21 protein-coding genes are annotated in these 19,874 nt (G+C 53.2%); all 21 read right to left on the bottom strand.

The annotated features are described in order from the left end of the window. Window positions 1-15 precede the first annotated feature (15 nt). Window positions 16-285 carry an HPr family phosphocarrier protein gene (locus tag ACZYR9_RS16865; RefSeq protein WP_210023150.1) on the bottom strand — a complete coding sequence of 90 codons (270 nt, stop codon included), beginning with the start codon at window positions 283-285 and terminating at the stop codon, window positions 16-18. A gap of 250 nt (window positions 286-535) precedes the next feature. Beyond that, window positions 536-1,465 (bottom strand): DNA-binding protein WhiA, encoded by a 930-nt coding sequence (gene whiA / locus ACZYR9_RS16860; RefSeq protein ID WP_488979659.1) that lies wholly within the window; start codon window positions 1,463-1,465, stop codon window positions 536-538. A gap of 5 nt (window positions 1,466-1,470) precedes the next feature. Next, a complete protein-coding gene (locus ACZYR9_RS16855; RefSeq protein ID WP_488979658.1) occupies window positions 1,471-2,460 on the bottom strand; it encodes a gluconeogenesis factor YvcK family protein in 990 nt (329 codons plus the stop codon). After that, the gene (gene rapZ, locus ACZYR9_RS16850; protein ID WP_488979657.1) at window positions 2,457-3,356 is read right to left on the bottom strand and encodes an RNase adapter RapZ; all 900 of its coding nucleotides are present in this window, start codon (window positions 3,354-3,356) and stop codon (window positions 2,457-2,459) included. Before rapZ ends, ACZYR9_RS16855 begins: the two co-directional genes overlap by 4 nt. A 54-nt stretch (window positions 3,357-3,410) precedes the next feature. Continuing rightward, window positions 3,411-4,361 carry an ROK family glucokinase gene (locus tag ACZYR9_RS16845; RefSeq protein WP_488979656.1) on the bottom strand — a complete coding sequence of 317 codons (951 nt, stop codon included), beginning with the start codon at window positions 4,359-4,361 and terminating at the stop codon, window positions 3,411-3,413. A gap of 162 nt (window positions 4,362-4,523) precedes the next feature. Beyond that, window positions 4,524-5,471: a thioredoxin-disulfide reductase gene (gene trxB, locus ACZYR9_RS16840; protein WP_488979655.1), complete on the bottom strand. Its 948-nt coding sequence runs from the start codon at window positions 5,469-5,471 to the stop codon at window positions 4,524-4,526. 86 nt (window positions 5,472-5,557) lie between these two features. Next, entirely contained in the window at window positions 5,558-7,297 is a 1,740-nt protein-coding gene (locus ACZYR9_RS16835; protein ID WP_488979654.1) for a tetratricopeptide repeat protein, read from the bottom strand. A 172-nt stretch (window positions 7,298-7,469) separates the two neighbouring features. After that, the gene (locus ACZYR9_RS16830) at window positions 7,470-8,420 is read right to left on the bottom strand and encodes a ribose-phosphate diphosphokinase (RefSeq protein ID WP_488979653.1); all 951 of its coding nucleotides are present in this window, start codon (window positions 8,418-8,420) and stop codon (window positions 7,470-7,472) included. 113 nt (window positions 8,421-8,533) lie between these two features. Continuing rightward, complete coding sequence (gene hisJ, locus ACZYR9_RS16825) at window positions 8,534-9,349, bottom strand: histidinol-phosphatase HisJ (protein WP_488979652.1); 816 nt, start codon at window positions 9,347-9,349, stop codon at window positions 8,534-8,536. An 83-nt stretch (window positions 9,350-9,432) separates the two neighbouring features. Next, window positions 9,433-10,128: a bifunctional phosphoribosyl-AMP cyclohydrolase/phosphoribosyl-ATP diphosphatase HisIE gene (gene hisIE / locus ACZYR9_RS16820; RefSeq protein ID WP_488979651.1), complete on the bottom strand. Its 696-nt coding sequence runs from the start codon at window positions 10,126-10,128 to the stop codon at window positions 9,433-9,435. After that, on the bottom strand, window positions 10,125-10,883 hold the full coding sequence (gene hisF, locus ACZYR9_RS16815; protein ID WP_488979650.1) for an imidazole glycerol phosphate synthase subunit HisF: 759 nt from the start codon (window positions 10,881-10,883) through the stop codon (window positions 10,125-10,127). Before hisF ends, hisIE begins: the two co-directional genes overlap by 4 nt. 69 nt (window positions 10,884-10,952) lie before the next feature. Continuing rightward, window positions 10,953-11,681 carry a 1-(5-phosphoribosyl)-5-[(5-phosphoribosylamino)methylideneamino]imidazole-4-carboxamide isomerase gene (gene hisA / locus ACZYR9_RS16810; protein WP_488979649.1) on the bottom strand — a complete coding sequence of 243 codons (729 nt, stop codon included), beginning with the start codon at window positions 11,679-11,681 and terminating at the stop codon, window positions 10,953-10,955. Window positions 11,682-11,769: 88 nt separating this feature from the next. Then, complete coding sequence (hisH, locus tag ACZYR9_RS16805; protein WP_488979648.1) at window positions 11,770-12,390, bottom strand: imidazole glycerol phosphate synthase subunit HisH; 621 nt, start codon at window positions 12,388-12,390, stop codon at window positions 11,770-11,772. 3 nt (window positions 12,391-12,393) lie between these two features. After that, window positions 12,394-13,050 (bottom strand): imidazoleglycerol-phosphate dehydratase HisB, encoded by a 657-nt coding sequence (hisB, locus tag ACZYR9_RS16800; protein WP_488979647.1) that lies wholly within the window; start codon window positions 13,048-13,050, stop codon window positions 12,394-12,396. After that, entirely contained in the window at window positions 12,998-14,287 is a 1,290-nt protein-coding gene (gene hisD / locus ACZYR9_RS16795) for a histidinol dehydrogenase (protein WP_488979646.1), read from the bottom strand. The genes hisB and hisD overlap by 53 nt, the downstream gene beginning before the upstream one ends. 35 nt (window positions 14,288-14,322) lie before the next feature. Then, window positions 14,323-14,964: an ATP phosphoribosyltransferase gene (gene hisG, locus ACZYR9_RS16790; protein WP_488979645.1), complete on the bottom strand. Its 642-nt coding sequence runs from the start codon at window positions 14,962-14,964 to the stop codon at window positions 14,323-14,325. 16 nt (window positions 14,965-14,980) lie between these two features. Next, on the bottom strand, window positions 14,981-16,186 hold the full coding sequence (locus ACZYR9_RS16785) for an ATP phosphoribosyltransferase regulatory subunit (protein WP_488979644.1): 1,206 nt from the start codon (window positions 16,184-16,186) through the stop codon (window positions 14,981-14,983). Between the two features lie 305 nt (window positions 16,187-16,491). Continuing rightward, the gene (locus ACZYR9_RS16780) at window positions 16,492-16,986 is read right to left on the bottom strand and encodes an acyltransferase (protein ID WP_488979643.1); all 495 of its coding nucleotides are present in this window, start codon (window positions 16,984-16,986) and stop codon (window positions 16,492-16,494) included. A gap of 3 nt (window positions 16,987-16,989) precedes the next feature. Beyond that, entirely contained in the window at window positions 16,990-17,637 is a 648-nt protein-coding gene (gene ppaX, locus ACZYR9_RS16775) for a pyrophosphatase PpaX (protein ID WP_488979642.1), read from the bottom strand. Continuing rightward, a complete protein-coding gene (gene lgt, locus ACZYR9_RS16770) occupies window positions 17,615-18,643 on the bottom strand; it encodes a prolipoprotein diacylglyceryl transferase (protein WP_488979641.1) in 1,029 nt (342 codons plus the stop codon). Before lgt ends, ppaX begins: the two co-directional genes overlap by 23 nt. A 52-nt stretch (window positions 18,644-18,695) precedes the next feature. Continuing rightward, window positions 18,696-19,637 (bottom strand): HPr(Ser) kinase/phosphatase, encoded by a 942-nt coding sequence (gene hprK / locus ACZYR9_RS16765; RefSeq protein WP_488979640.1) that lies wholly within the window; start codon window positions 19,635-19,637, stop codon window positions 18,696-18,698. Window positions 19,638-19,874 lie beyond the last annotated feature (237 nt).

The following is a 19,874-nucleotide window of genomic DNA, read 5'->3' as shown; positions in this document are numbered from 1 at the left end:
AAGCCTGTACCCTTGTTATTGGTTCTCCAATTCCTCTTTGCTAACCAATGTAACTAAAGCGGTCACAGCCTGTTCTGCGTCCGAACCTTCAGCACTTATGTGGACTTCGGTGCCCGTACTGATGGCAAGGCTCATAATGCCCATGATGCTCTTAGCATTGACTTTCTTCTCGTCCTTCTCCACAAATATTTCCGAAGAAAATTTATTTGCTTCTTGCACAAATAGTGCAGCCGGTCTGGCATGAAGGCCTGTTTTCAACTTGACGACTACTGGGCGTCTCGACATGCAACCAATACCCCCTACAATCTTTAAATTCCCAAAGGATGAAGGGCAGAACGCCCTAAGAGTAACTGAATTTCACCGTCCCATAAAAGGAAAGATGCTATCCCAAACGATTCAGAGCGGAACTCCCGTCTAGACGGAACCGTTCTGTAATCGTTAAAAATCGATTTGTCAATCATTATATCATTTTTCATCAGTTTACACTAGAATTATTGATAAATTACACAAAAAATCTACATTTAGCCGGAATAGCTCATGATTTTCGAAGCTTTTCTGCCAGTTCATCGATTTTTCTCAAGCGGTGGTTAACTCCGGATTTGCTGACTTGCCCTTTCAGCAGGTCCCCGACTTCCTTCAAATTCATATCCGGATGCTTCAAACGAATTTCCGCAACCTCCCGAAGCTTCTCCGGCAGATTATCCAATCCGATTTCTTTTTGCAAAAGACGAATATTATCGATCTGTCGCACCGCTGCACCGATCGTTTTGTTCAAATTGGCCGTTTCGCAATTGACCAGCCTGTTTACCGAATTGCGCATGTCCTTCATAATCCGGACGTCTTCAAAGCGAAGCAGAGCCTGATGCGCACCGATTAAATTAAGAAACTCGATAATTTTTTCGCCTTCCTTAATGTAGAGGACAAATCCTTTTTTACGTTCGATACATCGAGCATTCAGGTCAAACTCGTTGGCCAATCGGCACAATGCCTGGCAGTGCTCTTCGTACATCGAATAAATTTCCAAATGGTATGAAGAACCCTCCGGATTGTTGACCGATCCTCCCGCAAGAAAAGCTCCCCGAAGATATGCCCTTTTGCAGCAGCTTTTCTTAATAATATCCGGTTCTATGCCCGGCGTGAAAAGAAAGCCCTCGGAGACAATCTGCAGCTCCTTTAGGATCTCCTGCACCTGATTGGGAACTCGCACGATATACACGTTGTTTTTCTTCAACCGCATTTTTTTGCGGACCAGAAGCTCCGTATGCACCGGAAACGATTTTTTGAGAAGAGAATATATACGTCTTGCGATCGCAGCATTCTCCGTTGAAACATCCAATACAATTTTCTGATTGGAAACCTGTACAGCACCATTCATTCGAATGAGTGCCGACAGCTCCGCTTTCTCGCAGCAGCGCTCCGATTCCATCAGGGTAAGTTCTTTTTTCGTTTGGGCGGCGAAGGACATGGTAATCACCTCTTCTTGAACATCCAGCTCTCCACCAGTTGATAAATGTGCTGACTTAGCTTTTCCGCATCGTGACGCAAATAAGTCCGGAACAAAACAAGACGGTCGGCAATGACCTTGTAGCCTCGCTTCGTCACTTCATCCAAATCCAGTTGAACGACCTTTGCGCCTTTTTCGGCATACCGGCTCTGTACCTTCTCGGGAATCTCTTCATTGTTCACAATCACATAATCGAACAAATCGTGCCCGACATGATCTCGAACCGCTTTCAAATGATCGCTGACTTTGTAATCATCCGTTTCACCGGGCTGGGTCATCACGTTGCACACAAACATTTTCAATGCTTTGGAGGATATAATCGTCTCCGTGAGCTCCGGTACCAGCAAATTAGGCAAAATACTGGTATACAGGCTCCCCGGACCTACCAGTATGGCATCCGCCTGCCGAAGCGCCTCCAGCGCTTCCGGAAGTGCGCAAGCATCAGCCGGCTCAATGGATACACGACGGATGACACCGCCGGCCTGCGGGATTTTCGATTCACCCTTCACGACGGTGCCGTCCTCCATCTCCGCGATCAGCACAATCGACTGATCCGAAGCCGGAAGCACGCGTCCGCGCACAGCCAGGACACGGCTCAGTTCCCGTACTCCGGTAACGAAATCCCCGGTAATATCCCGCATCGCCGCTAACATTAGGTTACCCAAGCTGTGTCCGGCCAATCCGTTCCCTTTATCAAAACGATATTCGAGCAGCTGACCGAGCAGCGGCTCCACATCCGCCAGCGCAGTTAATACGTTGCGGATATCGCCGGGTGGAATAATCTCAAGCTCGGAGCGTAAAATACCGGAGCTCCCGCCATCGTCAGCCACAGTGACGATGGCTGTAATATCCATGGGCTTCTGTTTTAGTCCACGGAGCATGACCGACAGGCCCGTTCCCCCACCGATGACAACAATCCGCGGCCTGTAGTTTTCCCTCTCTTGGACGAACGTCATTTCTTCACCTCAACCCGATCACGTTCCGAATCCCGGTGAGTGACTCTGATGACTTCTGTTTCGCTGTTGCCCATCATTTTACCGAGGTATTCCGCAATCGCCACCGATCGATGCTTTCCGCCGGTACAGCCAATACCGACGACGACCTGACTCTTGCCTTCCTTCTTGTACTGGGGAACAAGAAACTGCAGCATATCCAGAAGCTTTGTCAAAAACTCCTGGGTCTCCGACCATTTCATGACATAATCGTACACTTCGGGATCCTGCCCGGTGTTCGGACGTAAATTTTCCACATAATGCGGGTTGGGCAAAAAACGAACATCAAAAATCAAATCGGCATCAATCGGAATTCCGTATTTAAAGCCAAATGAGATTACATTTATAAATATGCGGCCTACCTCAAGGTTGGTGAACCGGGAAACGATCTTTTCTTTAAGCTGAGCCGGCTTCAGATTACTGGTATCAATGACCTGAGTCGCCAGACCTTTTAACTCCTCAAGCAGCTTCCGCTCCTGCTGAATCCCTTCCAGCGGTGCTCCTGTCGGAGCCAGAGGATGCTTGCGCCGGCTTTCCTTATAACGCTGAACCAAAACGGAGTCTGTCGCATCAAGGAATAGTATTTCGTGGGTTAAGGTATAGTTCTCGTTAATGAACCGAAGCGACTCTGAAAGCGAAGTGAAAAACTCGCGGCCGCGCAGGTCGATCACAAGCGCGACTTTACCGATTCGGCCTTTGGATTGCTCAATGAGCTCGGCAAATTTCGGAATCAAAACCGGAGGGAGGTTATCCACGCAGAAAAAACCCAAGTCCTCCAAGCTTTGCACTGCAATGGTTTTGCCTGCTCCGGACATGCCCGTGATGATAACCAGCTTACCGAGGGTTTGCATTTCTTCCATGGGTTCTTCTCCTTCCAATGCCCAGAGGACCCGCCCGGACGGCTCAATACAGATCTATCCCCGCAGATTGAGGCCGGCAGCGCCAACGACGCCGGCATCGTTGCCAAGAACAGCAGGGACGATGTCCACGCCTTCCTGTGCGGCTTCTTGAGCATGCTCTCTATAGTGTTTGCGAATCGCGTCGAACAGGATATCGCCCGCCTTGGATACTCCTCCGCCGACGATAAAGCGCTGCGGATTTAAAACAACGGAAACGAGAGCCATCGATTTCCCGAGATACAAGGCTGCGCGGTTGATAATCCGCAGCGCCGTTTCATCACCGGTTTTGGCTGCGTCAAACACATCCTTGGCCATAATATTCTCTACAAGCGCCAAAGAAGTGCTCTCACCGCGTTCCACCGCTTCCTTCGCCATGCGAATAATACCTGTCGCAGAAGAGACGGTCTCCAGGCAGCCCTTCTTGCCGCAGCCGCATTCGATGGCCTCAAGATCCGGGACCACATCCATATGTCCCAGCTCGCCGGCCATACCGTGAGCGCCTTGATAAATCCGGCTGTGGATGATGATGCCGCCGCCGACACCGGTTCCAAGCGTATAGCAAACGACGTTCGGGATCCCCGTGCCTGCGCCCGCCCATGCTTCGCCAAGGGCAGCCACATTAGCGTCATTGTCAATTTTCACGGTTTTTCCGAGCTTTTCCTCCAGAATCTGCTTTACCGGCACATTGCGCCAGCCCAGATTGGGAGAAAGCTTAATAAAGCCTGAGGGAATATCCATAAATCCGGCGATTCCCGCACCGATTCCCGCAACCTGATCCCACTCATAATCGGATTCCGCCACCAGCTTGCGTACATACTGAGCGATGTTCTCCAGCACCACGTCGGCGCCGTGTTCGGTACCGGTCGGACCTTCGTACGTGCTCAGCAGCTTGCCCTGCTCGTCACACAAGCCCACTTTAATGGAGGTACCTCCCAAATCGACCCCAACGTATACTTGTTGTTCCATCCTTCTTAATCACCTCATAAAAATTGCGATCTATGTTGTCAAATCATCTTCAAATACCTTATGGCATAAAGCTTCTTAGCCTCAACTATAAGCCAACCTGTAACAAGAGGTCAAGCCAAGGCTAAAGAAAAAACGCGGAACGAAAGTTCCACGTTCAATCGATTAAAGAGATTTGCTCCAATCGTGCACCATATGTCCTTCAAGAAACTTCTCGCAGTCCAGCGCAGCCATACAACCGCTGCCGGCAGCCGTTATCGCCTGGCGATATTTGCTGTCCTGAACGTCGCCGCAGGCGAACACGCCCTCCACATTCGTCAGGGAAGAACCCGGCTTAGCCAAAATGTAGCCCAACTCGTCGGTAACGATTTGTCCGCCGAGGAAATCCGTATTCGGCTTATGGCCGATCGCTACGAAGATACCGTCCGCTTCTATAATTTCTTCTTCGCCGGTTTCATTGTTCTTCACTTTCAGACCGGTAACGCCTTTATCTCCGGACATCACCTCAAGCGGTGTACGGTTCAGGCTCCAAGCAATCTTTTCATTCTCGCGGGCGCGGTCCTGCATGATTTTGGAGGCACGCAGTTCGTTTCTGCGATTGACAATACGCACTTCCGTCGCAAAACGCGTCAAGAAGTTCGCTTCCTCCATCGCCGAGTCCCCGCCGCCGACCACGATAATCTTTTTACCCCGGAAGAAGAAGCCGTCACAGGTTGCACAGGTGCTGACGCCGCGGCCCATGCTTTCCTTCTCGTTCTTAATGCCGAGCAGCTTTGCCGATGCGCCTGTGGAGATGATCAGCGATTCCGCAGCAATGTCACCAAGACCTTCTACATTGAGCTTGAACGGACGTTCGGAGAGGTCTACCTTGTTGACCCAGCCAGTTTTAAATTCAGCGCCGAAGCGTTCCGCTTGCTTACGCATATTAGCCATTAATTCCGGCCCCATAATGCCTTCGGGAAACCCTGGGAAATTTTCCACTTCGGTTGTGGTTGTCAGCTGGCCGCCCGGCTCCGGACCTTCGATAACGAGCGGATTCAGGTTGGCGCGCGCCAAGTAAATGGCTGCTGTTAATCCGGCGGGACCGGTTCCGATTACGATCGATTTATACATTATGGTTTCCTCCCAATCAACTGCAACGGCTGGGCCGCTTTGCTGCGGCCGGTTGTCAGAGTATTTTTCTATTTCTTATATTAATGCTAAGACTCCAAGCTTGCAAATTTATCAAAGATCGCGTCCATCTTTTCTTTCAGCCCGCAGGCTGTATCAATCAGCTTTGCATTCTTGCTGACGGTCGCCACCGATACGCCGTAGCGTTCTGCGGTTTCCTGGTAGCTGACAGGGCGGCGATGCATCTTGGCCGTCAGATATTCCAGGGCGGCTGCCCAGCCCTCCGCTTTCGTGATTTTGGGCACGTTGGGAAATACTCTGGACAAATATTCAACCCAGAGCGTTTGTAAATCATACTGCTGTACCAGATCGTAGCGGCGGAACATATGCCGCATGGCCGTCTCCATCACCTGCTGCCATTTGGGATCCCATATCGGCAGCCCTGGAGCCACAGGAGACGGAGAAACCGTCGTCTGATGTCCTTCAAGCACCGCCGTCAGCGGTTCCTTCACGCCGATGCTGCGGAGAACGAAGATCGCCATCTTCTTCAAATAGTCATCTTCGCCCGGTTGTCCGATAAATTCAAGCAGCGCATCCTTCACTTCGTCATCGGCGATCAAGCCGAAGGCTTGAATGACCTGCAGCTTCGTATTCGCATCGCCATGCCGCAGCGCCCAGAAAAACGATGAGCGCACCAACGGATCGCGCTTCAGGTGATCGGGTATACCATTCTCCGTACGCTCAATTCCCCGAAACTGCTCCTCAAACGGCAGATGATAATGATAGCTGACGGGCGGCTTCACCGCTTCGTCCCAATTTTTTTTGAGCAAATTCAGATAAAACTTGGGAATTTCCGAACCGGGGTCCAGCTTCTCCGCCTGACGCCACCAGCGCTCCGCTTCTTCATAACGGCCCGTATTGTACGCGGCTACGGCAGTATAGTGACACAAGCAGGGGTCCGGCCCCGTCTCCCCGGTTTTCAATAAACGCTTGAACAAGAGATAAGCCTTCTCATGCTCGCTTAATATCCCCATCGTGGTCGCCAGCTTAAACGCATGGTCCAGATGAAAAGGATAGGTTTTGCGAAGCACCTCAAGCAGACCGGCCAGACTCTCCTTATCGCCGAAATGCTGGTAGAAAATCGCCAGATTGCACAAAGCGTGCAAATTGCCCGGTTCCAGCTCCAGCACTTGACGAATCATATCGACCGATTTTTCAAAATGTCCCATATAATAATAGGCCAAAGCGAGGTTATTGCGCGCAGCCATGAAGTCGGGATGCTTGCGGATAATTTTCTCCAGTACCCGTACCGCTTCCGAGAAACGCCCTTCTTCCAGCAGCGAGCGTGCCCGATCGTGCTCGAACAGCCCTTCCCTGCTTTTGATCGTTGCCAGCTTGGTCGGACGGTCCAGCTCGTAGCTGAGCAGCTCCATCATTTCCTCGGATTCTTCCAAAAATTGTCCGTTCGGGTCATTCTCCAGGTAATGGATGATCGCTTCCTCGGCCGACTCGTAATTTTCCATATTGGCAAAATTGTTCGCCATATAAAAATAGCATTCCGTCATCGTAGGATCGATCCGATCAAGCACATGCTGCAAAATGCGGTTGGACTCCTCATAATTTCCCATCTCGGATAGAAGCCCGGCCAGATTGCAGTGATTCACCGGGTTTTCCGGTTCATATTCGGCCGCGCGGCGAAAATACTTCAATGCCTTATCATAATGATAACGGTCCAAGGATTGAACGGCTTTTTCGAAAAAGAACGTGGCATCCATTTTCATAGGTACGACATTGCTGCGCTTGGGCGTCGCACGTTTTTTCTTCTCCATGTAATAAGGCACCTCCGTAACCCGACCGAAATTTATGAGAAGCCCTTCCTGAATATCGATTCGCCAGGCGCTCTCTAAATTGCCGGAATGATAATGATTCTTAAGTATACCACAAGATGACCCCAAACCGTTAGTTCCTGTTTGTCGGGGTCATCTGGAAGATGGTTACATATTATACGCCGCCGTACTTAAACAAAGAGCTCAGCGAGCCGCCGGACATGATGATGTTGATGGCATCCGACAGCAAAGTCGCCACAGTCAATACCTGGAATCGGGAAGAATGGTCTTCCGGAATAGCGATGGAGTCCGTAATCACGCATTCCTTGATGTTCGGATGATCCAGACGCTGCAAAGCCGGTCCGGAGAACACCGGGTGTGTCGCGCATACGTAGGCATCGTTCGCCCCGCGCTCCTTGAGGCCTTCGACAACGTTGACGATCGTCGTTCCCGTATCGATCAAATCCTCAATGATGATCGGCGTTCTTCCTTCGACTTCCCCGATGACATGCGTGATCACCGCTTCATTGTGGGCCGGTCTTTTCTTGATCATCATAGCGAACGGCGCGTCGAGAATATTGGCCATTTTCTCTGCGGTCGTCGCCCGTCCCGCATCCGGGGAAACGATGATCGGATTCGGAATGTTTTTCTTCTTAATGTAATCACTGATCAAATCCAGCGCCGTCAAATGGTCCACCGGAATGTTGAAAAAGCCTTGAATCGCCGGAGCATGCAGATCGATGGTGATGACGCGGTCTGCGCCTGCTGCAGTCAGCAGGTCGGCCACCAGCTTCGCCGAGATCGGTTCCCGGGGCGCCGCCTTGCGCTCTTGGCGGGAATAACCATAGTAAGGAACGACAAGGTTGATTGTTCTCGCCGATGCCCGTTTGGCGGCGTCCATCATGACGAGAAGCTCCATGAAATTCTCATTGATCGGATGGGAAAAGGTCTGCACCAGGAACACATCGCAGTTCCGGATGCTTTCTTCATAGAGACAGTAGATTTCCCCGCTTTTGAAACGGGACAGCTTGATTTGGCCGAGCGGTACATCAAGCTCCTTGCAAATGCGCTCCGCCAATCTCGGGTTGGACGAACCCGAAAAAATTTTCATTTTGTCGCTATACATGGTTACCTCCGCTTTGTGCTATGTTACGTGGGTCATCAGACGACGCCGCGAGTATTGCAAAATATGGTATTTTACATCATTTTTATTAAGTTACTATCCTATTATACATCATATTAGGGGAATCCAATAGGCACCATTAGGCGTTTCCGGCCTTTAAATGTGGCTAATTCGTTAAAACCGACCTCACGAAGCAAATCCACCGCCTGGTCAAGATACTGTCCCAGCCTCTCCGGCTGGTGGGCGTCCGAGCCGATCGTAAGCGGAACGCCCAGCTCCAGCGCATACTCCAGCATCCGGCGGCTCGGGAACATTTCGTTCACCGGCATACGCAGACCGCTGGCATTCAGTTCGATGGCCATGCCTGCCGCCTTCACCGCTTCCAATGCCCCGCGCTCGAGATGCTCCACGCTTTGCTCCGGCTTAAAGCCAAACCTCTTGATCACGTCAATATGGCCGATATAATCATAAAAGCCTGTCCTGACAGCTTTGCTTACCGCGTCATAGTACTGTTCATACACCTCGTAAGCATCCCGCTGCTTCCAGCCGTCGGTTTGACGGTAGTCGGTAATATCCCATTCCCCCAGAAAATGCACGGACCCGATCACATAATCCCAGGGGTAGGCCTGAATGATCCGCTCGATTTCCGCCTCATAGCCTTCGATGTAGTCTCCTTCGAGCCCTACACGAATATCGATGCGGTCTTTGTATTTTTGCTGCAGCATGAACGCTTCTTCGGCATACTTCGGAAGTTCTTCCATCGGCATGGCCATGCCGGGATAATACGTGGCCGGATCTACATGCAGCAAGGGCATGTGATCGGACAGCCCGAGCTGGGCGAGTCCGATCTCAATACCCTTAAGCACATATTCCTCCAGCTCACCCGACGCATGCCCGCACCTGACATGGTGCGTATGATAATCAATGCGCATAGAGCGATTCTCCTTGCCCGGCCGGCGGTTTCATGCTCGTCCGCCCGCTGCCGTTAGGTTTATTCCACAGCTCGATTCCAAGCCTATTTATTATGACGGCGGTCCAGCTCTTTCATCAGCTCATCGAGCGGCAGCTTCCTTTCGCGAAGCAGCACCAAGAGATGGAAGATCAAATCGCTCGCTTCGTAACGAAGCTCGTCGTTGTCGCTGTTTTTGGCTGCGATGATGACTTCCGCCGTTTCTTCGCCAACCTTTTTCAAGATCTTGTCGATGCCTTTCTCGAACAGATACGTCGTATAGGCCCCTTCCGGACGCTCGGCATCGCGCTGCGCAATGACCGATTCCAATATGCCCAGCATCGCGAAGCGATCCTTCACCGCTTCTTCAGACGCATTCTTCTCGGCTTGTTGAGCCAAAGCTCCGATTTGTACATCGTTATAGAAGCAGCTGTAGCGCCCCGTATGGCAAGCCGGGCCGGTTTGGTCAACCTGCACGAGCAGCGTGTCTCCGTCGCAATCATATTTCAGCGATTTCACCTTTTGGATATGGCCGCTTGTAGCGCCTTTGTGCCACAGCTCGCCGCGCGAACGGCTCCAGAACCAGGTTTCACCCGATTCAAGGGTAGCTTTCAGGGAATCCTTATTCATATAGGCCATCATCAGCACTACCTTGCTGGCCGCGTCCTGAACGACAGCCGGCACCAATCCGTTTCCATCCCATTTAATCGCCGCAATCAAGCTCTCCAAGTTATCGATCGTCGTTTGTTGTTGTTCACTCACCGGATTTCCACTCCTTTGCCTCTGAGATCGTCCTTAACCTCTTCAATCGTCATTTCCTTATAATGAAAAATCGTCGCGGCCAGACCCGCATCCGCTTTACCTTCCGTGAACACCTCGTAAAAATGCTCCTTCTTGCCCGCTCCGCCCGAGGCGATGACAGGAATCGTCACCAGCTCCGACACCGCCTTCGTCAGCGGCAGGTCAAAGCCGTCCTTCGTGCCGTCCGCGTCCATGCTCGTCAGCAAAATTTCTCCGGCTCCGAGCTGTTCGATCCGTTTCACCCACTCCAGCGCCTTGATGCCGGTCCCGTTTCTTCCGCCGTGAGTGAATACTTCCCACTCGCCCCATTCGGCGTTGTATCGGGCGTCGACGGCAACCACGATGCACTGCGAGCCGAACCGGCGAGCGCCGTCGGATACGAGCTGCGGATTTTTGACCGCGGCGGTATTAATGCCGATTTTGTCCGCACCGGCTCGAAGCAGCCGCTTCATATCGTCCACGCTGGAAATTCCGCCACCAACCGTGAACGGAATCGTGATTTCGCCCGCTGTTTTTTGCACCACTTCAACCATGGTGGCACGCCCTTCATGCGAGGCCGAAATATCGAGGAACACCAGCTCGTCGGCCCCCTCGCGGTCATAGATCGCAGCGAGCTCCACCGGGTCTCCCGCGTCGCGCAAATTTACAAAATTAACTCCCTTGACGACCCGACCGTCCTTAACGTCAAGGCAGGGAATAATCCGTTTGGCCAGCATACCTGTACCCCTTTCTCTGGCGTAAAGCCGCCTCGCTTTCCAGCGGGCGGCATTCGTTGACGTTCAAGCTTATACCAGGCTGTGCGCTTGCTCCAGCTTAATGCTGCCGGTGTACAGCGCCTTCCCTACGATCGCACCGCCGACTCCCTCGGATGCATGCTGCGCAAGACGCTTCAAGTCGTCGTATTGACTGACGCCGCCCGACGCAATCACCGTCTGCCCGGACACCTTGGCCAAATGGACAATCGCTTCCACGTTCGGTCCGCCCATCATGCCGTCACGGGAAATATCCGTAAAGATGAAGGTTTTAGCCCCTTCCCGCGCCAGCTCGACGGCAAGCTCGTCCGCTTTCACCGCAGACGTTTCCAGCCAGCCGCGCGTAGCGACGTAGCCATCACGCGCATCCAGACCAATGGCCACTTTGTCACCGTGCTTGGCCAGTACACGATTTACGAAATCGCGGTTTTCAATCGCTGCCGTACCAAGAATAATACGCGATACGCCTAACGAGAGCACGTGATCTACGTCCTCCTCCGTACGCAGGCCGCCTCCGAGCTGTACCGGTACCTGAACCGACCTTGCGATCTCGCCGACCAGCTTATCGTTTACGGGATAGCCTGCTTTGGCTCCGTCCAGATCCACCAGGTGAATCCATTTCGCGCCCTGGGATTCCCAAGCCTTGGCCACTTCCAGAGGATTTTCATTGTATACCGTTTCCTGATTGTAATCCCCTTGAATCAGGCGAACACACTTGCCGCCGCGAATATCGATCGCGGGATAAATAATAAATGAAGACATGGACGTTCCTCCATCTCAGAATCTTATATGAACAGGCTGTCCTTGAGACATTCGTCTTACAGCGTATAGCAGCCTGCGCTTATGACAGCTATCCTACAGCTTGTTTCGTGCTGCACATCTTCAGAAAGTTGCCGAGCAGTTGCATGCCGACCGCTCCGCTTTTCTCAGGGTGAAACTGCATCCCGTACACGCTGCCGCGGCCGACAATCGCCGTAACCTCCTGATGGTAATCGGTAGTCGCCAGCAGATCTTCCTTCCGCTCAGGAAGCGCATGGTAAGAATGGACGAAGTAGACATGGCCTTCCTCCAGCCCCTGAAGCAGCGGACTCTCCTGTTTAAACGACAGCTTGTTCCAGCCCATGTGCGGCACCTTGTAGCTGCCCCGAAAGCGAACGACTTCGCCCGGAAGCAGATTCAAGCCTTCATGGACGCCGTGCTCCTCGCTCCGGCTGAACAGCAGCTGCATGCCAAGGCAAATTCCTAACAAAGGCTTCCCGCTTTGCGCATAACGGATCACCGCATCGTCGAGCTTGGAAGCGCGCAGATGCTCCATCGCATCGCCGAACGCGCCTACACCGGGAAGGATGGCCCCTTCAGACGCCATCAGCTCGCTCTCGTCCGCCGTCACCAAGGCGCTGTAGCCAAGACGCTCCACCGCCGAACGGACGCTGTGCAGATTGCCCATGCCGTAATCGATGATCGCGATCATGGCTTACAGTACCCCTTTCGTGGACGGAACGCCCTGTACGCGCGGGTCGATGCTCGTCGCTTCGTCCAGAGCGCGGCCGAGCGCCTTGAAAACCGCTTCGATCATATGGTGCGTATTGTGCCCGTAATGCACGATAACGTGCAGCGTAATGCGGGCTTCCAGCGCAAATTTCCACAGAAATTCATGTACCAGCTCCGTCGTGAAGCTGCCCACCGTTGCCGATGGATACTCGGCGCGATATTCCAGATGAGGGCGGTTGCTGATATCAATCGCTACCTGGGCCAGCGCTTCATCCATGGGAACAAACACGCTTGCATAACGTTTGATCCCTTTCTTGTCACCCAACGCTTCACGCAGCGTTTGTCCGAGGCAGATGCCGATATCCTCCACCGTATGGTGGTCATCGATGTCCACATCGCCGCGGGCGTCCACCTTAAGGTCGAACTGGCCGTGCTTCGTAAACAAATCGAGCATATGGTTCAAAAACGGCACATCGGTCTCGATCTCGGAAACACCCGAGCCGTCGACGGAAAAAGCCAGTTTAATGTCGGTCTCATTCGTTTTGCGCGCGATCTCAGCCCGGCGCCCCGCTGCTTGAAAGTCTTGTTCAGCCACGAGAATCCCCCTCTTTCTCCAAACGAATTTGAATTGCCCGCGCATGCGCATCCAGCCCTTCATGACGGGCAAGCGATATAATCTGACCGCCGTCACGCAGCAGCGCTTCCTTGCTGTAGTAGATGACGCTCGATTTCTTGGTAAAATCGTCCACGTTAAGCGGCGATGAGAACCGCGCCGTGCCGTTGGTCGGAAGCACATGGTTCGGTCCGGCGAAATAATCGCCCACCGGCTCAGAGCTGTAAGGCCCAAGGAAGATCGCTCCCGCATTCTCGATCCGGCCTAAATATTGAAACGGCTCGCGCACGATGATTTCCAGATGCTCCGGCGCCAAACGATTAACCGCATCAATCCCTTCCTCGAGGGTGGATACGGTAAGAATCGCGCCATAATCGCGAATCGATTTCGCGGCGATTTCGCGCCGCGGCAGCTCGTTTAGCTGGCGATCCACCTCTTGACGGACCGCTTCGGCCAGGGACTCGGATGCGGTAATCAAAATCGCGGAGGCCATCTCATCGTGCTCCGCCTGAGAGAGCAGATCCGCAGCCACGTATGCCGGGTCGGCGCTGTCGTCGGCCAGCACGACAATCTCGCTCGGCCCGGCAATGCTGTCGATATCCACGGCCCCGAACACATAGCGTTTGGCCAGAGCCACATAAATGTTGCCCGGCCCGACGATTTTGTCCGCCGTGCGGATCGACTCCGTTCCATAAGCGAGCGCGGCCACCGCCTGAGCTCCGCCCACGCGGTAGATTTCACTGACACCCGCTTCGGCCGCCGCTACCAGAATGTGCGGGTTGATGCCCGCAGCCCCTGCGGTTGCCGGCGGCGTTACCATCACGATCTCAGGCACACCCGCTACCTGGGCCGGAATGGCATTCATCAGCACCGAGGACGGATACGCCGCCTTGCCCCCGGGCACGTACAACCCGACCCGACGCAGCGGACGGATGACTTGTCCAAGGATGGTGCCGTCCGCCTGCAAATCCATCCACGAAGAGCGCATCTGCTTCTCGTGGAATTTGCGGATATTGACTGCAGCCGCGCGAATGGCCGACAAAAACTCCTCGTTGACCTCCGCGTAAGCCGCCTCGATCTCTTCTTTGGTCACACGCAGCTCATCCACGCGCACTCCGTCAAACTGCTGCGCGAATTTCCGCAGCGCCGCATCTCCGTCTCTGCGCACCTCTTCGATAATCTGCCGGACACTCTCGTTTTGCTCCGGGGAGCCGTACTCGACCTCCCGCTTGAGCGCAAATTCCGATGCAGGCATAACTCTCATGCTCCCTGCCTCCTTATGACATTCGTTGCGGTTGATTATCCCTTCGCCGTCGCCGCGGCAATGACCGGCTGCAGCCGGTCGCAAAGCCCTTGGATCGCCGCATTTTTCATCCGGTAGCTTACCCGGTTCGCGATCAAGCGGCTTGTAATTTCAAATATCCGCTCATGCTCTGCCAAACCGTTCTCTCTTATCGTTCCGCCGGTTTCCACCATATCTACAATCCGGTCCGCCAATCCAATCAATGGCGCCAGCTCAATGGAGCCGTTGAGCTTGATCACTTCCACCTGCTGCCCCTTCTCACGGAAATACTGCGAAGCCACGTTCGGGTATTTCGTCGCTACCCGGGGATTTAGCACCGGCTGCCACTCCGGCAGCCCGATCACGGACATCCGGCAGCGCGCAATGCCCAGGTCAAGCAGCTCATACACATCCCGGTTTTCCTCCATCAGCACATCCTTGCCCACAACTCCGATATCCGCAACCCCGTATTCCACGTAAGTAGGCACATCGACAGGCTTGGCCATGATGAATTCCATCCGCGCTTCCGGTACGGCGATGATCAGCTTGCGCGAATCATCCGCTTCCTCGGGAATCGATAAGCCCGCTTCGCGGAACAGCTTGGAGGCCTGTTTATAGATACGCCCTTTGGGCATCGCTACTTTCAATAATTCCTGCATGCGGTTCACCGCTCCTTTACTTCACAAACTCAATGACTTCCTGATAAACCGTACCCCGTACGAGGAAGGAGCCGTCATCCAGCGGCTTCTTGTCATTGAGTCCGCCTTGATCATCCAGCAGTTTGGTCTCTACCATCCATCCTTCGCGCGAGCGCAGCCCCGAGGCTTCCTTTAGAGCCGCTTCGCGATGCTCCGCGGTATAAGCGACAAGCACTCTCCGAGCCGCTGCATCCGATCCCTGCTTCCCAACCACTTCCAAAATGCGGTTTGTCTTCAGCGCGAATCCGGTGGCCGGCGCCGGGCGCCCGAACTGTGACAGCAAATTATCGTAGCGCCCGCCGCTGCATACGGGGAAGCCTAGATCCGCAGCATAGCCCTCAAAGGTCATCCCGGTATAGTAGGAGAAATCTCCAATCATCGTCAAATCAATTAATACATGCTCGCTCACCTGATAAGCCTTCAGCACATCCCATATTTCACACAAATGGGCGATGGCCTGCTCGGCTACAGGGTCCTGCGTCACTTGCTGCGCCAGACGGCAAATCTCCTGTCCGCCGCGCAGACGAAGAATTCCTTCGAGCTCCTTTTGCACCTCTGCCGGAAGCCCGAGAGCTTTAATCGTCTCTCGGTAACCTACATAATCCCGGTTCAAGAGACAGTCCTTCAACGCACTCTGCGCATCCGGACGGCCTTCGAGTCTCTCCTGGAACAATCCGTTTAAGAAGCCCACATGGCCAACCGCGATCTTAAATTCCTTCACGCCGGCAGCCTGAAGGCTCGCCACCGCCAGCGCGATCACTTCCGCATCCGATTCGCTCGAATCGTCGCCGACCAGCTCGACGCCGGTCTGGAAAAACTCCGCATCCCGTCCCGCTTCCGCTTCGATCGCCCGGAACACGTTGGCATGATACGACAAGCGCAGAGGAAACGGATGCTCCCTGAGCAGGGACGATACCACACGGGCAATCGGAGCGGTCATATCGGAGCGCATGACCAGTGTTGTCCCGTTGCGGTCGAGCAGCTTGAACAGCTTCTTATCTTCCGTGGAGCTTGCGACTCCAACCGTATCGTAATACTCCAAAGTAGGAGTTATGATTTCTCTGTATCCCCAACGCTCCATACACTTCAGCACTTTAAACTCAATGCTGCGCAGCGCCGCCGCGGCCTCGGGGAGATAGTCCTTCACGCCTGCCGGCTTTTCAAACACCTTCGGTTTGGACATCGGTCTTCACCCTTACTATTCATTAAGTTATAATTGCATTTCATCATTATATAGCTTTTTTATCATTCGCTTTAGTTCGCTAATGTGCTACCATACTACCAAGATAAAGAAGATACTCGCTAGTTTACCACGGAAGCCCTTGTTCGTCAATCACCGAGAAACATGTTCCAACCAGCCATCCGCTTATTATCATATGAAAGGGAACCGAAATTTGCCGGCTCCCTGCTTGACTGCTTTTCGATTGATGGTGCATCGTTGGGAACCCGTTCCCGTAGGCTGCGGTTTGTTCCATGTCTCAGGCAAGCCTATCCCCTCCGCACATCCTCGCGGATGACCTGTAACGGATTACCCGCTACGAAGCTGTACGGAGCCACATCCTTGTGGACTACCGAACCCGCCCCAATCACCGCATGGTCGCCGATCGTCACGCCCGGCAAAATGGTCGTGTTTGCGCCGATCATGACATGGGAGCCGATGCGAACACGGCCAAGCCGATACTCTTTGATTAGATACTCATGGGTCAGAATGGTGGAGTTATAACCGATGATGGTATTGTCCCCTACCTCAATCCTTTCTGGGAAAAATACATCCACCATCACCATCAGCGCGAACGAAGCCTGCTCCCCCACCTTCATCCCCAGCACCCGGCGGTAAATCCAGCGCTTCAGAGGCAGGGATGGAGTATATCTGGATATTTGGATGAATATAAAATTGCGTACGGCCTTCCAGCGGCTGATCGTGCTGTACATTTGCCACAGCGAGTTCGGTCCTTCCACCGGATACTTGTCCGTTTGTCTCACTGGTTACTTCCCCTCGACGCCGGCAAGCGGCAAAATTTCACGAATATCGTCAATGATGTACGTGGGCTCATACCGCTTTAAATAATCGCTCCCCTTCAAAGACCAAGAAACGCCTACGGAACGAACGCCTGCCTTATGCGCCGCTTCGATATCGTAATGGCTGTCGCCGACCATCATCGCCGTCGAGGCGTCCGCTCCAAGGCCGCGCAGTGCCAAGCGAATGCCTTCAGGATCAGGCTTGGGCTTCGTCACATCATCAACGGTCACAATCACGCTAAAAAAGTCGTACATGCCGGTCAGCCTAAGCCCCATCTCCGTCGTCCTGCGGATTTTGCTCGTGACCACACCCAGCTTCACTCCTGCGGCATGCAGCTGAGCCAAGGTTTCCCGCACATACGGGAATTCTTTGACCAGCTCGTCATGACGCCCGATATTAAATGTCCGGTACTTTGCCACCAGGTCTTCCACCTGTTCCCGCCCGGAGAAATACACCATTTGCTCGATCAATGGCCGGCCCATGTTCGGCACAATCCGCTCCCTCGTCAGCGGTTCGCTTCCCACCCCTTCAAAGGTGTGCAGAAAGGATTGAATAATCAGCTCATTCGTATCGATGATGGTTCCGTCCAAATCAAACAGTATGGTTTGAATCATGCTTCTGCTCCTTCGTCTTGCTGTCTTGACTTTGCTCACCGGCCGACGCCGCAGTATTCTCATTACCAGCCGGTATCCCGGACCGCCCTGGCTCTTCCCCAATCCGGTAAATCGGATCCGAGTAGCGTACTGCGGCAGCCCCGCTCCGGCGGCGAGCTGCAATCAGCAGAATCGCTGCGAGAACAATCAATAACGCCAGTAACTGAGATATGCGCACATTACCGCCATAGGTCAAGAAGCCCTGCTCGAAGCCAAGCAGCTTCATCGGGAACCATAGCGCGTTCATCAGCTCGGCAAGCCATACCGGCCCCGTAAAATCAAGGCTGTCGGTCCGAAGCGCCTCGATAAAAAAGCGCCCGATCGAATACCAGATGAAATAACTGAAAAAGAGCTCGCCCGCCCGCAAAAAGGATTGTCTTCGCAGGACGAATAGCAGAAGAAGCCCGACGATATTCCATACCGATTCGTATAAAAAGGTCGGATGGTAATACTGCCCGCCGATCAGCATCTGATTCACGATCCAGTCCGGCAGATGCAGGTTATCCCGCAGGAAGGCTTCCGTTACCGGACCGCCGTGCGCCTCTTGGTTCATGAAGTTCCCCCATCGGCCAATGGCTTGACCGACGATCAAGCCCGGAGCGCAAATATCGGCTATCCGCCAGAACGAATACCCTTTACGCCGAACATAATAAACGGCAGCCGCAATCGCCCCGATGAGCGCGCCGTAAATGGCAATGCCGCCCTCCCATATTTTGAACACATCCCATAGGTTGTCCTTGTAATCCTGCCATTGGAAGGCTACATAATAAATCCTTGCGCCAATAATAGCCGAAGGGACGCCAATCAGGACCAGGTCCATAAAAAAATCGGGCGACATCCCGAATCTTTTCCCCTCTTGTATCGCAAGCACCAGACCCACCAAAGCAGCCGTACCCAGAATAATACCGTACCAATGAACGCTCAGCGGGCCGATAGAAAACGCAATCGGATTAATTGCAAGAAACATGTTAGACTCCTTCCCGTTACCTTCCTAATGTTGAGCAGTACATTTGACATTTCTATTCCATATCGTCCATATCGTCGTTAAGCGACTCTGTAAGCTTATTTGTAAACTGCAGCGCAGCATTATATCCCATTCGCTTGAGCCGGTAGTTCATAGCCGCCACTTCGATGATCACCGCCAGGTTTCGCCCGGGCCGCACAGGGATCGTAACCAGCGGAATGTCGGTATCGATAATACGTGTCGTCTCCTCATCCAGACCCAGCCGATCGTACTGTTTGTCCTGCTGCCAGTTCTCCAGCTTACAGACCACCGAAATCTTCTTCGCCGTCCGTACGGCGCCTGCTCCAAACAGCGTCATGACATTAATAATTCCGATCCCGCGGATCTCAAGGAGGTACCGAATCAGCTCGGGGGCATTGCCGATCAGTAGATTGTCCGCCGTTTGCCGGATTTCCACCGCATCATCGGCAACGAGCCGGTGGCCGCGCTTGACCAGCTCCAATGCTGTCTCGCTTTTGCCAATGCCGCTGGAGCCGGATATCAGCATTCCTATCCCGTATACATCCACCAGTACTCCGTGGATCGTTGTCGAAGGGGCGAGCCGGTTCTCCAGAAATCCGGTCAGTCTGCTGGCCAGGATGGTCGTCGCCAAATTCGTCCGCATCACGGCAATATGATGGTCATTTGCCGCTGCTAGCAGCTCAATCGGCGGTTCCATGCCGCGGCTGATGATGATGCACGGCGTTTCCTCCGGTGAACAGAGCCTCTGCATCCGGTCCATCCGGTCCTCGGAAGACAAACGGTCAAAGAAAGTGAGCTCCGTTTTCCCTAGAATCTGGACGCGGTCATGCGGGTGAAATTCGTAGTAGCCTGCCATCTCCAAGCCCGGCCGGTACAAATCGGCTGTTGTGATCGGGCGCTTGAGCCCTTCTTCGCCGCAAATGATTTCCAAATGGAACTCTCTCACCAAATCCGATACTTTCACTTTTTTCGGCATCGTGCTCTTTCTCCTTTTTATCCCAATATTCTCATCCTAACGAAATCCGGCACATAAATCAACCGGAAGAAGATACCCCTTTGTCCCATGCCTAGAGTAAAGGACTGAATTTTTTTTTTTTTTTTTTTCAGCCCCTCCTCATCAAACCGTACGTGAAGTTTTCCCTCATACGGCTTTCCGATGTTCGTCATTCATGCGCATGCGATTTACAAAAGCGTCTTTAGTCCATACATTTTG

This window comes from Paenibacillus sp. F024 (genome assembly GCF_057814255.1).
The sequence above is the reverse complement of the archived record's forward strand: the minus strand, read 5'-3'. Positions and strand labels throughout refer to the sequence as shown.